The organism is Pseudomonas sp. FP2300 (assembly GCF_030687595.1).
Taxonomy (GTDB): Bacteria; Pseudomonadota; Gammaproteobacteria; order Pseudomonadales; family Pseudomonadaceae; genus Aquipseudomonas; species Aquipseudomonas bijieensis.
On the sequence record NZ_CP117440.1, the window covers coordinates 5,122,337 to 5,135,851 of the forward strand.

Annotated in this window: 14 protein-coding genes; 11 read left to right on the forward strand and 3 right to left on the reverse strand. The window is 61.2% G+C overall.

Going from position 1 to position 13,515, the window contains the following annotated elements; genetic code table 11:
• Positions 1 to 111: 111 nt before the first annotated feature.
• The 3 genes from PSH86_RS22620 to PSH86_RS22630 all read left to right on the forward strand — a co-directional run bounded on the left by PSH86_RS22620 (position 112) and on the right by PSH86_RS22630 (position 3,112).
• On the forward strand, positions 112 to 615 hold the full coding sequence (locus tag PSH86_RS22620; protein ID WP_018612495.1) for an ureidoglycolate lyase: 504 nt from the start codon (positions 112 to 114) through the stop codon (positions 613 to 615).
• Between the two features lie 51 nt (positions 616 to 666).
• Positions 667 to 1,968 (forward strand): urate hydroxylase PuuD, encoded by a 1,302-nt coding sequence (locus PSH86_RS22625; protein ID WP_109754498.1) that lies wholly within the window; start codon positions 667 to 669, stop codon positions 1,966 to 1,968.
• A 358-nt stretch (positions 1,969 to 2,326) separates the two neighbouring features.
• On the forward strand, positions 2,327 to 3,112 hold the full coding sequence (locus tag PSH86_RS22630; protein ID WP_109754499.1) for an outer membrane protein OmpK: 786 nt from the start codon (positions 2,327 to 2,329) through the stop codon (positions 3,110 to 3,112).
• 221 nt (positions 3,113 to 3,333) lie between these two features.
• On the opposite strand, the gene PSH86_RS22635 is transcribed toward PSH86_RS22630, so the two are convergent.
• A complete protein-coding gene (locus PSH86_RS22635; RefSeq protein WP_109754500.1) occupies positions 3,334 to 4,488 on the reverse strand; it encodes a patatin-like phospholipase family protein in 1,155 nt (384 codons plus the stop codon).
• Between the two features lie 49 nt (positions 4,489 to 4,537).
• Positions 4,538 to 5,470: a lipid A biosynthesis lauroyl acyltransferase gene (locus PSH86_RS22640; RefSeq protein WP_109754501.1), complete on the reverse strand. Its 933-nt coding sequence runs from the start codon at positions 5,468 to 5,470 to the stop codon at positions 4,538 to 4,540.
• A gap of 118 nt (positions 5,471 to 5,588) precedes the next feature.
• On the opposite strand from PSH86_RS22640, the gene minC reads away from it, so the two are divergent.
• The 7 genes from minC (at position 5,589) to PSH86_RS22675 (ending at position 11,344) form a co-directional block, all read left to right on the forward strand.
• Positions 5,589 to 6,326, forward strand: coding sequence for a septum site-determining protein MinC (gene minC, locus PSH86_RS22645; RefSeq protein ID WP_109754502.1), 738 nt, complete (start codon positions 5,589 to 5,591; stop codon positions 6,324 to 6,326).
• A gap of 200 nt (positions 6,327 to 6,526) precedes the next feature.
• A complete protein-coding gene (gene minD / locus PSH86_RS22650; RefSeq protein WP_003179114.1) occupies positions 6,527 to 7,339 on the forward strand; it encodes a septum site-determining protein MinD in 813 nt (270 codons plus the stop codon).
• Positions 7,339 to 7,593 carry a cell division topological specificity factor MinE gene (gene minE / locus PSH86_RS22655; protein ID WP_003179111.1) on the forward strand — a complete coding sequence of 85 codons (255 nt, stop codon included), beginning with the start codon at positions 7,339 to 7,341 and terminating at the stop codon, positions 7,591 to 7,593. Before minD ends, minE begins: the two co-directional genes overlap by 1 nt.
• A 183-nt stretch (positions 7,594 to 7,776) precedes the next feature.
• Positions 7,777 to 8,412: an RluA family pseudouridine synthase gene (locus PSH86_RS22660; protein ID WP_109754504.1), complete on the forward strand. Its 636-nt coding sequence runs from the start codon at positions 7,777 to 7,779 to the stop codon at positions 8,410 to 8,412.
• Positions 8,413 to 8,430: 18 nt separating this feature from the next.
• The gene (locus PSH86_RS22665; protein WP_305485068.1) at positions 8,431 to 9,534 is read left to right on the forward strand and encodes a hypothetical protein; all 1,104 of its coding nucleotides are present in this window, start codon (positions 8,431 to 8,433) and stop codon (positions 9,532 to 9,534) included.
• A 100-nt stretch (positions 9,535 to 9,634) separates the two neighbouring features.
• On the forward strand, positions 9,635 to 10,924 hold the full coding sequence (locus PSH86_RS22670; protein ID WP_109754506.1) for a M18 family aminopeptidase: 1,290 nt from the start codon (positions 9,635 to 9,637) through the stop codon (positions 10,922 to 10,924).
• A gap of 237 nt (positions 10,925 to 11,161) precedes the next feature.
• Complete coding sequence (locus PSH86_RS22675; RefSeq protein ID WP_057452462.1) at positions 11,162 to 11,344, forward strand: hypothetical protein; 183 nt, start codon at positions 11,162 to 11,164, stop codon at positions 11,342 to 11,344.
• 7 nt (positions 11,345 to 11,351) lie between these two features.
• On the opposite strand, the gene PSH86_RS22680 is transcribed toward PSH86_RS22675, so the two are convergent.
• Positions 11,352 to 12,098 (reverse strand): UTRA domain-containing protein, encoded by a 747-nt coding sequence (locus PSH86_RS22680; protein ID WP_109754507.1) that lies wholly within the window; start codon positions 12,096 to 12,098, stop codon positions 11,352 to 11,354.
• Between the two features lie 349 nt (positions 12,099 to 12,447).
• Here PSH86_RS22680 and PSH86_RS22685 point away from each other — a divergent pair, with 349 nt between their 5' ends.
• Complete coding sequence (locus tag PSH86_RS22685) at positions 12,448 to 13,515, forward strand: ABC transporter substrate-binding protein (protein WP_109754508.1); 1,068 nt, start codon at positions 12,448 to 12,450, stop codon at positions 13,513 to 13,515.

Genomic DNA, 13,515 nt, shown 5'->3' on the forward strand with positions numbered 1-13,515 from the left:
CCAATCGCGAGCAGGCTCGCTCCCACAGGAGTACGCGGTCAAATGTGGGAGCGAGCCTGCTCGCGATAGCAATCGAACAAACAACTCAGAATTTTGGATAAGAAGACCAGCATGCGCACACTCAAGATCGAACCGTTGACCAAAGAAGCCTTCGCCCCGTTCGGTGACGTGATCGAAACCGACGGCAGCGATCACTTCATGATCAACAACGGTTCGACCATGCGTTTCCATCGCCTGGCGACGGTGGAAACCGCCACGCCGGACGACAAGGCGATCATCAGCATCTTCCGCGCCGACGCGCTGGACATGCCGCTGACCGTGCGCATGCTGGAGCGCCATCCGCTGGGCAGCCAGGCCTTCATTCCGCTGCTCGGCAACCCCTTTCTGATCGTGGTCGCGCCACTTGGCGATGCACCTGTATCAGGCTTGGTCCGCGCCTTCGTCACCAACGGCAGGCAGGGCATTAATTACCATCGCGGCGTCTGGCACCACCCGGTGCTGACGATCGAAAAGCGGGATGACTTCCTGGTGGTTGATCGCAGTGGCACAGGCAATAACTGCGATGAGCATTTCTTCAAAGAGGATGAGCTATTGATCCTCGCCCCCCACCAATAAGAGAAGGTCCGATCACGCGAATACAAGCGTGACGGGCGAGAGGTAAAGACTGTGGAAGCACATATGCTGGAATGGCTGAACCTGAGCGTGCGCTGGGTTCATATGATCACTGGCGTGGCCTGGATCGGCGCGTCGTTCTACTTCGTCTGGCTGGAAAACAACCTCAATCGCGTCAATCCCAGGAGCGGCCTGGCCGGCGACCTGTGGGCCATCCACGGTGGCGGTATCTACCACCTGGAAAAATACAAACTCGCACCACCGTCCATGCCGGACAACCTGCACTGGTTCAAGTGGGAAGCCTACTTCACCTGGATGTCGGGCATCGCGCTGCTGTGCGTGGTGTTCTACTGGAACCCGACCGTCTACCTGCTGGCCCCCGGCAGCGGCTTGAGCGGCCCCGAGGGCGTTGCCCTGGGCATCGGCTCGTTGTTCGTCGGCTGGTTCGTCTATTCCTTTCTCTGCGACTCGGCCCTGGGCAAGCGCCCTGCCCTGCTCGGCCTGATCCTGTTCGTGCTGCTGATCGCCGCGGCCTATGGGTTCAGCAAAGTGTTCAGCGGTCGCGGTGCCTACCTGCACGTGGGTGCGGTCATCGGCACAATCATGGTCGGCAACGTGTTCCGCATCATCATGCCGGCCCAGCGCGCACTGGTAGCCGCCATCGCCGAGAACCGCACGCCCGATCCTGCATTGCCGGCCAAGGGCTTGTTGCGTTCGCGCCACAACAACTACTTCACCTTGCCGGTGCTGTTCATCATGATCAGCAACCACTTCCCGAGCACCTACGGCAGCCAGTACAACTGGCTGATCCTGGCCGGGATCGCCGTGGCGGCGGTGTTGGTGCGCCATTACTTCAACACCCGCCATGACAGCAACCGGTTTGCCTGGACGCTGCCGGTCGGTGCCCTGGCGATGATCTGCCTGGCGTATGTCACCGGTCCCAAGCCCATGCCCAGCACACCGGAGGTGGCCAAGGCCCCCGGCGTGATCGAGTACCAACCGCTACCGGAAACGGCAGTGGGTGGCGGCGCTAAACCGGCGACGGCACCCGCCGCACCGGTATCGGCGCCCGCTCAGGCCGCCAACGCCCAGGGCCCTTCGTTCGAGAAGGTCCACAGTGTGATCCAGGAACGCTGTTCGGTCTGCCACTCGGCCAAGCCCACCAGCCCGTTGTTCAGTGCGGCGCCGGGTGGGGTGATGTTCGATACCCCGCAGCAGATCCAGCAGCAAGCCGCGCGCATCCAGGCCCAGGCCGTGACCAGCCAGATCATGCCGCTGGGTAACATCACCCAGATGACCCAGCAGGAACGCGATCTGATCGGCGCGTGGATCAACCAAGGCGCGCGGACCAACTGAGCCGCGCCCCAAATTCGCCGCGAATGCGCCGTTGCAGGGCACTTGAGCCCATCAGGGCAAGCCCGTATCCTGCGCGGCCGTTCGCATCCGGGTGCCGTAGAAAAATCATCGGATCCTGACCGACACGCCAACTTATCCCGGCATCGCGGGGGATATCGGGCGTCCCTGGAAAACACCTTTTCGACTTTTCCAAATAGCTGGACGAGCTTTTTACGGCCTTGGCTCAGCTCTTGCTATCAGCACCTGCCACAAGCGAAAAGCTGACCGAACGGATGTTTTTATCCGTGGAAAAAAGCGCCACACCAGAGCGCTGACCTGAAAAAAAAAAGCGGTATCACTTACCTTTGGGAGCAACCGAATGAACCACACGTGTACCAGCCTGATACTCGCAGGATCCTTGTTGGTCGCGGGCCAAGCGATGGCCGACGACCTGTTCCAGTGGCAGAACAACAGCCTGACCTACCTGTATGGCAAGGATTTCCAGGTCAACCCGCGCATCCAGCAGACCGTGACCTTCGAACACGCCGACGCCTGGAAGTACGGGGACAATTTCTTCTTCCTCGATCGGATCTTCTACAACGGCCAGGACGACAGCCAGTCCGGTCCGAACACCTACTACGGTGAGTTCAGCCCGCGCCTGTCGTTCGGCAAGATCTTCGACCAGAAGCTGGAACTGGGCCCGATCAAGGATGTGCTGCTGGCCATGACTTATGAGTTCGGCGAAGGCGACAACGAGTCCTACCTGATCGGCCCGGGCTTCGACCTGGCGATCCCCGGCTTCGACTACTTCCAGCTGAACTTCTACAACCGCCAGACCGAAGGCCCACGCGCCGGCGACAACGTCTGGCAGATCACCCCGGTCTGGGCCTACACCGTACCGGTGGGTTCATCGGACATCCTGATCGACGGTTTCATCGACTGGGTGGTGGACAACGACAGCAACTCCAAAGGCACCTACCACGCCAACCTGCACATCAACCCGCAGATCAAGTATGACCTGGGCAAGGCGTTGAAGCTCGGCGCCAAGCAGTTGTATGTGGGCGTGGAGTATGACTATTGGAAGAACAAGTACGGGATCGAAGACAGCGATGGCTTCAAGACCAACCAGAGCAATACCAGCTTCTTGCTGAAGTATCACTTCTGATCTGTTTCATTGGGATTTAAAAGCGTCCGCACAGCTTTTGTGGGAGCGGGCTTGCTCGCGAAAGCGGACTGTCAGCCAACATCGATGTTGAATGTTCAGTCGCCTTCGCGAGCAAGCCCGCTCCCACACTGGTTTGTGTGTTGGGCTCAGTTCAGCGTCCACCGCAAGCCCCCTGTGGGAGCGAGCCTGCTCGCGATAGCGGCGGACCTGCTTGCATCGCTTCAGGACAACCCCAAGAACCGACTCAGTTCCTCACGCTGCGCCAACGCATCCTGACGCCCCAGCTCGATCAGCTCGCTGCAATACCCCGCCTCGAACAACAGATAACTCAGCACTCCCGCGCCGCTGGTCTTGGTCGCGCCCGGCCCGCGCAAGAATACCCGCAACGCGCGGGGCAGCTCCTGACGATGGCGAGCAGCGATTTCATCGATCGGCTGGCTGGGTGAAATCACCAGCACCTCCACCGGTGCCGCGCCGAGGGCATGGGCCGGCACATCATCGGGCAGCAGGTGACTGAACCCGTTCAGGCGCTCGAGCAACTCGATGTCGCTTTCCAGGCTATCAATGAACGTGCTGTTGAGCATATGGCCACCGATCTGCGCCAGGGTCGGTTGCAGGCCGGTGTAGCTGCGCTCTGTGGGATCCTGCCCGCCGGCACCACGGGGGTTGCCACTGACACCGATCACCAGCACGCGATTGGCCCCCAGGTGCAAGGCCGGGCTGATGGGCGCCGATTGCCGCACCGCGCCATCACCGAAGTATTGCGGGCCGATCCTGACCGGCGCGAACAACAAAGGGATCGCCGAGCTGGCCAGCAGGTGCTCCACCGACAACTGCGTCGGCACACCGATACGCCGGTGGCGTAGCCAGGCATCGATGGTCCCGCGTCCCTGGTAGAACGTGACGGCCTGGCCGGACTCATAACCGAACGCCGTCACCGCCACCGCTCGCAATTGCCGTTCGACGATGGCCTGCTCGATGCCCGAGGCGTGGAATTGGGCCTGGAGCAGTTCGCGCAGCGGCGAACTGTCGATCAGCGCCACCGGCAACTTGGCCCCCAGGCCCAGCAGGCTGTGGGTGATGAAACGCATTGACTGGGCCAGCACGCCGCGCCAGTCGCTGCGCATCACCTGATGGCTGCGCACCGCTTGCCAGAACGCCGTCAGTCGCTCGATGGCGCTCTTGAAGTCCATCGCCCCGCTCGCCAGGCTGACTGCGTTGATCGCCCCGGCCGAGGTACCGACGATCACCGGGAATGGGTTGTCCGCACCGTCTGGCAACAACTCGGCAATCGCCGCCAACACGCCCACTTGATATGCCGCCCGAGCCCCGCCGCCGGAAAGAATCAAACCTGTAACCGGTTCAGCTGGGGTCATCGCAATGCTCCGTGCTCAAGGTGCTGCAAAAAAATGGCGGACTGCCGGGTCAACCGCGCTTGTCGTACAGCTTCGGCTCACCCGGCGGACGGCTCTTGAAGCGCCGGTGGGCCCAGAGGTATTGCTCGGGGCAATCACTCACCGAGCGCTCCACCCATTGATTGATGCGGATGCAATCGGCTTCCTCGGTCTCGCCCGGGAAATTGTCCAGCGGTGCCTGGATCACCAGACGATAACCGCTGCCATCGGCCAGGCGCTCCTGAACGAAGGGCACCACCAGCGCCTTGCCCAGGCGAGCAAACTTGCTGGTGGCGGTGACCGTTGCGGCCTGGATGCCGAACAGCGGCACGAACACGCTTTGCTTGGCGCCGTAATCCTGGTCCGGCGCATACCAGATCGCCCGGCCGGCCCGCAGCAGCTTGAGCATACCGCGCACGTCGTCACGCTCCACCGCCAGGGAATCGAGGTTATGCCGCTCGCGGCCCCGGCGCTGAATGTAGTCGAACAGTGGGTTCTTGTGCTCGCGGTACATGCCATCGATGGTGTGCTGCTGGCCGAGCAAGGCCGCGCCGATTTCCAGCGTGGTGAAATGCAGCGCCATCAGGATCACGCCCGAGCCCTCGCGCTGGGCCTGCTTGAGATGCTCCAACCCCTCGACATGGGCCAGTTTCGCCAGGCGCGAACGCGACCACCACCAGCTCATGGCCATTTCGAAAAAGGCGATGCCGGTGGAGGCAAAGTTTTCCTTGAGCAGACGCTTGCGCTCGGCGGCGGACTTTTGCGGGAAACACAGTTCCAGGTTGCGACGGGCGATGCGCCGTCGGTCGCCGGCCACCCGGTACATCAGCGCGCCCAGCGCACGACCGATGCGCAGCAGCAACGGATAAGGCAACTGAACGATCAACCACAATAGCCCCAGGCCGCACCACAGCAGCCAGAAACGTGGATGAAAAAAAGCAGCTCGAAAACGCGGGCGATCCATTACAGCTTCCATTAGGACATGGGCCGCGCATTCTACATTGTTCGACCCGGGTTGCGGCTGGCGGACGATCTCGTTATAAGTCTCGGCACTTTTAGTGACAAGCCGTTGTACGCCGACCATGAGCCAAACCGAACCGCTAGACCAAGATCCCGTGTTCCAGCTGAAGGGCAGCATGCTCGCCATTACGGTGCTGGAGCTGGCCCGCAACGACCTGGAAAGCCTTGACCGGCAACTGGCGGCGAAAGTCGCCCAGGCCCCGAATTTCTTCAGCAACGCCCCGCTGGTACTGGCCCTGGACAAGTTGCCGGCTGGCGAAGGCTCGGTGGACCTGCCGGGCCTGATGCGCGTTTGCCGCCAGCACGGCCTGCGTACCCTGGCGATCCGCGCCAGTCGCATCGAAGACATTGCCGCCGCCATCGCCGTGGACATTCCGGTGCTGCCGCCGTCCGGCGCCAGGGAGCGTGTCCTGGAACTGAACCCGGTCGAAGCGAAGAAAACCCCGGAAAAACCACCCGAGCCCACCATCAAGCCAACGCGTGTCATCACCTCGCCAGTGCGCGGCGGGCAGCAGATTTATGCCCAGGGTGGCGATCTGGTCGTAGTGTCCTCGGTCAGCCCGGGGGCGGAACTTCTGGCCGATGGCAACATCCATGTATACGGCCCGATGCGCGGTCGTGCGCTGGCCGGCGTCAAGGGTGATACCAAAGCCAGGATTTTCTGTCAGCAATTGAGCGCTGAGCTGGTTTCCATCGCCGGGCAGTACAAGGTTTCCGAGGATTTGCGTCGCGACCCGTTGTGGGGAGCCGGCGTGCAGATCAGCCTGTCGGGCGACGTGTTGAACATCATTCGGCTTTAACGGATACTGCCGCATTTTCCAAGCATCTCTAAAACGAGCGAAAACGGCTTAAACGACGTAGGAAAAAGGATCAGGCAGTGTTTACCGGAGGTAGACCCTACCCGACATCCGATTCCAGCCAAGCCTGTCCAATTGCAGCAGTTTTCCAGAGATGTTTTTCAGGGGCTGACAAAGTCCTTTTTCCTTAGGGGTGAAACACCTTGGCCAAGATTCTCGTGGTTACATCCGGCAAGGGTGGTGTGGGTAAGACCACCACCAGCGCCGCTATCGGTACCGGCCTCGCTCTGCGCGGCCACAAGACAGTCATCGTCGACTTCGACGTCGGCTTGCGTAACCTCGACCTGATCATGGGTTGCGAGCGTCGCGTGGTCTATGACTTCGTCAACGTGGTCAACGGTGAGGCGAACCTGCAACAAGCCCTGATCAAGGACAAGCGCCTTGAGAACCTCTACGTGCTGGCCGCCAGTCAGACCCGCGACAAAGACGCGCTGACCCAGGAAGGCGTGGAAAAGGTGCTGATGCAGCTCAAGGAAGACTTCGAGTTCGTGGTCTGCGACTCCCCGGCCGGTATCGAGAAAGGTGCCCACCTGGCCATGTACTTCGCCGACGAAGCGATTGTCGTGACCAACCCGGAAGTCTCGTCGGTCCGTGACTCCGACCGCATGCTGGGCCTGCTGGCGAGCAAATCCCGGCGCGCCGAGAAGGGCGAAGAGCCGATCAAGGAACACTTGCTGTTGACCCGCTACAACCCACAACGGGTCAGCGATGGCGAAATGCTCGGCGTCGAAGACGTCAAGGAAATCCTCGCCGTTACCCTGCTGGGTGTCATTCCGGAATCCCAAGCGGTACTCAAGGCTTCCAACTCCGGCGTGCCGGTGATTCTCGACGACCAGAGCGATGCCGGCCAGGCGTACAGCGATGCCGTCGATCGCCTGCTGGGCAAGACCGTGGAGCATCGTTTCCTCGATGTAACGAAGAAAGGTTTCTTCGAGCGCCTGTTTGGAGGTAGGTAATGAACCTTTTTGACTTCTTTCGTGCCAACAAAAAGCCCAGTACCGCCTCGGTCGCGAAAGAGCGTCTACAGATCATCGTGGCGCACGAACGCGGCCAACGCAGTACCCCTGACTACCTGCCGGCCTTGCAGAAGGAACTGGTGGAAGTGATCCGCAAGTACGTCAACATCGGCAGCGATGACGTGCATGTGGCACTGGAAAGCCAGGGCAGCTGCTCGATCCTGGAACTCAACATCACCCTGCCGGATCGCTGATCGCTCCGGCTGGAGCCACGGCGGCTCGGGTCCCCACAGCCCTTTTTGTGGGAGCGGGCTTGCTCGCGAAGACGGTGGCACATTCAATATCAATGTGTCTGAGACACCGCTTTCGCGAGCAAGCCCGCTCTCACAAGGGCAGGGCCCGAGCCGCCGTTGGCGTTTGTAACGAGACTGTTTTCAATGCCCCTGTCCAACATCCGCATCATTCATCAGGACGCCGCTGTCCTGGTGGTCGACAAGCCGACCCTGCTCCTCTCCGTGCCCGGCCGGGCCGACGACAACAAAGACTGCCTGATCACCCGCCTGCAGGAAAACGGCTATCCGGAAGCGCGAATAGTGCACCGACTGGACTGGGAAACCTCCGGCATCATCCTGTTGGCTCGTGACCCGGATACTCATCGCGAACTGTCCCGTCAGTTTCATGATCGCGAAACCGAAAAGGCCTACACGGCGTTGTGCTGGGGCCAACCGGAACTGGACAGCGGCACCATCGACCTGCCCTTGCGCTACGACCCGCCGACCAAACCGCGACATGTGGTGGACCATGAGCACGGCAAACACGCCCTGACCTTCTGGCGCGTGCTGGAACGTTGCGGCGACTGGTGCCGGGTCGAACTCACGCCGATTACCGGACGCTCGCACCAATTGCGCGTGCACATGCTGTCCATCGGTCACCCGCTGCTGGGTGACGGGCTCTACGCCCACCCGCAGGCCCTCGCCGCCTGGCCACGCCTGTGCCTGCACGCCAGCATGCTGAGCTTCACCCATCCGCAAAGCGGCGAGCGCCTGCGCTTCGAGTGCCCGGCACCGTTCTAATTCCGATAAAGGCTTGGCATGCAGGTTATTGATTTTCAGGAAACACCCGTCAAAAAAGTTCGTCACCAACTGCTGTACCTGATCTACGGCGACAAGGACGCTTATCGCCACGAGGCTAAATTCAGCATCCTGACCGCCCTGGCCCGCGGCAATCCGTCGACCCTGCCCAGCATCAGGATCCTGACCGACCGGCCTGAGGATTATCAGGGCTGGCCGGTCGAGACCCTCGCGCTGCGCCCGCAATTGCTGACCGAGTGGCAAGGCAATAATGGTTACATTCACCGGCGCAAGGCCTGCGCCATCGCGGCCGGCCTGACGCTGGCGGAAAAAACCCTGTTCGTCGACACCGACACGCTGTTCCTCGCCGATCCCGAACTGCTGTTCAAGCAAATCCAGCCAGGGCAGTACCTGATGGACAGCTTCGAATACAACTGGGACTACGTGTGTGAGCGCGAGGATTACCGCAGGCTGGGGGCTTGCCTGGGCGCCCACGGCGTGACTCGGGAAAACAGTTTCAAGCTCTATAACAGCGGGCTGTGCGGGGTGACTGATCGCGATGCTTCGTTGCTGGCCGAGGCCATCGGGCTGATCGATGAATGGACCGAAGGCGGCTTCGACATCCACACTATCGAACAGATCGCGATTTCGTTCGCCATGCGCAACCAGACCATTAACGAAACCAACCAACACGTCTATCACTACTTCGCCGAGAAACGCTTCTTCCACACCATGCAGGCACATTTCTTTGCCCAGCACGGCGAGGCGTTCAGCGCGCAGTTGCTCGAGCGCTGCCATGACGTTCCGCGTACCCGGCCTTTTCCGTCGGCCTGGCGGCGGCTGAAGATCAAATGGAAATTGCGCCACCAGCGCGGCGCCTTGCACAGGATCGGTCGCGACCTGCTGTATGGCAGCGCGGCGCCGGAACATCCTTACTACAAGCTGTGTCGACACCATTGGTGGGACTCGGCCTCGCGGGAGATTCTTCGCCTGGACCCGCAGAGCCGGCAACAACTGTTCGGCCAACTGGAACACTGGCCGCAGCACCTGCCAGAACCGTCCAAGGCGCAGGACAAGTCCCTGATCATGGCGCATTTGCGCAAGCGGATCATGACCTCGGGCTGATCGATACCGAGGTCGTAGAACGATCCGCGACGGGGGATTGGGTCTGCAATGCAGGCTGGCGATGGGGTAAACTGCCGCCCATTGCTGTCTGGAGTTACTTATGCGCGCAGAGTTGAACCAGGGCCTGATCGACTTCCTCAAGGCCTCCCCCACCCCGTTCCATGCCACTGCCACCCTTGCCCAGCGCCTGGAAGCGGCGGGTTATCAGCGTCTTGACGAGCGCGAGACCTGGGCCACCGAAGCCAACGGTCGTTATTACGTCACCCGCAACGACTCCTCTATCATCGCCTTCAAGCTGGGCCGCCATTCACCGCTGCACGACGGTATCCGTCTGGTCGGCGCTCACACCGACAGCCCCTGCCTGCGGGTCAAGCCCCAGCCGGAACTGCAACGCCACGGGTTCTGGCAACTGGGCGTGGAGGTCTACGGCGGTGCACTGCTGGCGCCATGGTTCGACCGCGACCTGTCCCTGGCCGGGCGCGTGACCTTCCGCCGCGACGGCAAGGTCGAAAGCCAGTTGATCGATTTCAAGGCACCGATCGCCACGATTCCGAACCTGGCCATCCACCTCAATCGCGAAGCCAACCAGGGCTGGGCGATCAACCCGCAGAATGAGTTGCCACCGATCCTCGCCCAATTCGCCGGGGACGAGCGCGTTGATTTCCGTGCCGTGCTCACCGACCAACTGGCCCGCGAGCACGGCCTGAACGCCGATGTGGTACTCGATTACGAGTTGAGCTTCTACGACACGCAAAGCGCTGCGGTCATTGGCCTGCACGGCGATTTCATTGCCGGTGCGCGCCTGGACAACCTGCTGTCGTGCTACGCCGGCCTGCAAGCCTTGCTGAACGCCGAAACCGAAGAAACCTGCGTACTGGTGTGCAACGATCACGAGGAGGTCGGCTCGTGCTCGGCCTGTGGCGCCGATGGCCCGATGCTGGAGCAGACCTTGCGTCGCCTGCTGCCGGAAGGTGAAGAGTTCGTACGGGCCATTCAGAAATCCCTGCTGGTTTCGGCGGACAACGCCCACGGCGTGCACCCCAACTATGCCGACAAGCACGACGCCAACCACGGCCCCAAACTCAACGCCGGGCCGGTGATCAAGGTCAACAGCAACCAGCGCTACGCCACCAACAGCGAAACCGCCGGGTTCTTCCGCCACCTGTGCATGGCCGAAGAAGTGCCGGTGCAGAGCTTCGTGGTGCGCAGCGACATGGGCTGCGGCTCGACCATCGGCCCGATCACCGCCAGCCAGCTGGGCGTGCGCACCGTGGACATCGGCCTGCCGACCTTCGCCATGCATTCGATCCGCGAACTGTGCGGCAGCCATGACCTGGCGCACCTGGTGAAGGTGCTGAGCGCGTTCTACGCGTCTCGCGAGCTGCCGTAACCGCCATAGTTACAGCTAACCCCCGTGGCGAGGGAGCTTGCTCCCGCTGGGCTGCACAGCAGCCCCAAAAATCTGCAACTGAATGCACATTTGCCAGTGCTGCGCACTGGAGCGGGAGCAAGCTCCCTCGCCACAATGATGTCCGCCTCAAAACTCGAGGAGACCGTGACATACATCATCACACCCCGGCCAAACCCCAACTAGACTGACCTTATCCTCCCCGACAAGGCTGTCGCCATGATCTCGATGTCTTCGTTCAACGCCATGCTGGTGCCCATCATTGCCGGCATGATCCTGCTGGCCATTGGCTTCAACTTCCGTGACAAAGGCGTCGGGGTCTTTGCCATGTGGATCGGCATGTTGCTGATCCTCGCCACGGTGGTGATCAAGATCCTGAGCAAGCTCAACGAGTCACTCTGAGCCTGCCTCAGGCGCCCGGCGATTGTTCCGGCACAGATTGCTCCGGCACATCCACACCGACATGGATCGCATCGTGTCGCCAGAACTCCAGGTCACAATCGATCAGCCGCTGGTGCTGGTCATAGTTGACCCGTGCAATCCGAAGCCCGGGGCTGCCCACCGAAACCTTCAACGCCGCAGCCGCTTCCGGCTGTAGAGAGGTGGGCACGATTTCAAACTTCACCCGGCCGTAATGCAGGTCGTAATGACGGGCATACAGCTCGGTGATGGACTGGTTGAGATCGAACCCGAGGATGTCCGGAAAGTACTGCGGGTTGAGGTAGTGCTCGACGTACAGCACCAGCCGCTCGTCGATACGCCGCACGCGGCAGATCTGGATCACACTGGACAGCGCCGGCAACTGCAACCAGGCACACACCGCCGCCGAGGCCGGTTGCAGACGCGCAGAAATCACTTGGGTAGAAGGCACACGCCCCTGGGCCGCGACCATGGCGTGGAAATGGCTGCGCTGCATCAGGTTGTAGGCCAGGCGGGGTGGTGAGACGAACCAGCCGCGGCGCTCCTCCCGATAAATCTGTCCCTGGGCTTCGAGCTGCAACAACGCCTCGCGCACGGTAATCCGTGTGGTCCCGAACAATTCACTGAGCTTGCGCTCGGCCGGCAACTTGCTGCCGGGCGCCAGCAACCCGTGGTCGAGCTGCTCCTGCAGGACCTGTCCGATGGCTGTCACCGCTTTGGTTGCATCGATGCGCATCAACGTTACCTATCTGGACTAGACCAGCACTGTTTCGGGGCGAGATCGCTTGTCCATCGATCCGCTTCTTGGTCCAGCAAGCCTAGGCACTGCATATGACTGACAGATGACAGAGCCGCCGAACGGTCGTCCTGCAAGCGTGCAAATTAACGGCCAAGTCCTTGCAGATCAGCTGTTTATCCATGGTCTACGCTTAATTCGCAGCCAACCTCCACGAGCCTGGCCTTTCCCGGGACATCCGGCACCGACATCAAAATGTCACAGGGCTCGCCTACATTGGCTCAGGTATTGCTGACCTAGACCAACACAACCGCAATCGCAGCGTTGAAAACGCCCATAGGAGCTTCGGATGAAACAGCTTTTCCTGGCATCACTGTTAGGCTCGACCATTGCCATGTGCACCGCCGCCATGGCCGCTGACACCGATCTGAAAACGTTGGAAGCCGCTGCGAAAGCGGAAGGCGCCGTGAACAGCGTCGGCATGCCCGATGACTGGGCAAACTGGAAAGGCACCTGGGACGACCTGGCCAAGATCTATGGCTTGAAACACATCGACACCGACATGAGCTCGGCCCAGGAAATCGCCAAGTTCGCCGCCGAGAAAGACAACGCCAGCGCCGACATCGGCGACGTCGGCGCGGCTTTCGGCCCGATCGCAGTCAAGCAAGGCGTGGTCCAGCCCTACAAGCCAAGCACCTGGGAACAGGTTCCAGCCTGGGCCAAGGACAAGGATGGCAACTGGGCATTGGCCTACACCGGCACCATCGCTTTCATCATCAACAAGAAACTGCTGCACGGTTCCGAAGCACCGACCAAATGGGCTGACCTGAAAACCGGCAAGTACAAAGTCTCCATCGGTGACGTGAGCACCGCCGCCCAGGCCGCCAACGGCGTACTGGCCGCGGCCCTGGCCAACGGCGGCGATGAGAAGAACCTCCAGCCGGCGCTGTTGATGTTTGCCGAGATCGCCAAGCAAGGGCGCCTGTCCATGGCCAACCCGACCATCGCCACCATGGAAAAAGGTGAAGTGGAAGTCGGCGTGGTCTGGGACTTCAACGGCCTGAGCTACAAGGCCAAGATGGCCAACCCGGATGATTACGTCGTGTTGATCCCGTCCGACGGCTCGGTCATCTCCGGCTACACCACCATCATCAACAAATACGCCAAGCACCCGAACGCCGCGAAGCTGGCCCGCGAATACATCTTCAGCGACGCCGGCCAGATCAACCTGGCCAAGGGCAACGCCCGTCCGATCCGCGCCGAGCACCTGAAACTGCCGGAAGAGGTCCAGGCCAAGCTGCTGCCGAACGAGCAGTACAAGGGCGTGACCCCGATCAAGGATGCGGATGCGTGGGAGAAGACCTCCAAGGCTCTGCCGCAGAAATGGCAGGAAGAAGTGATCATCAATATGCAGTGA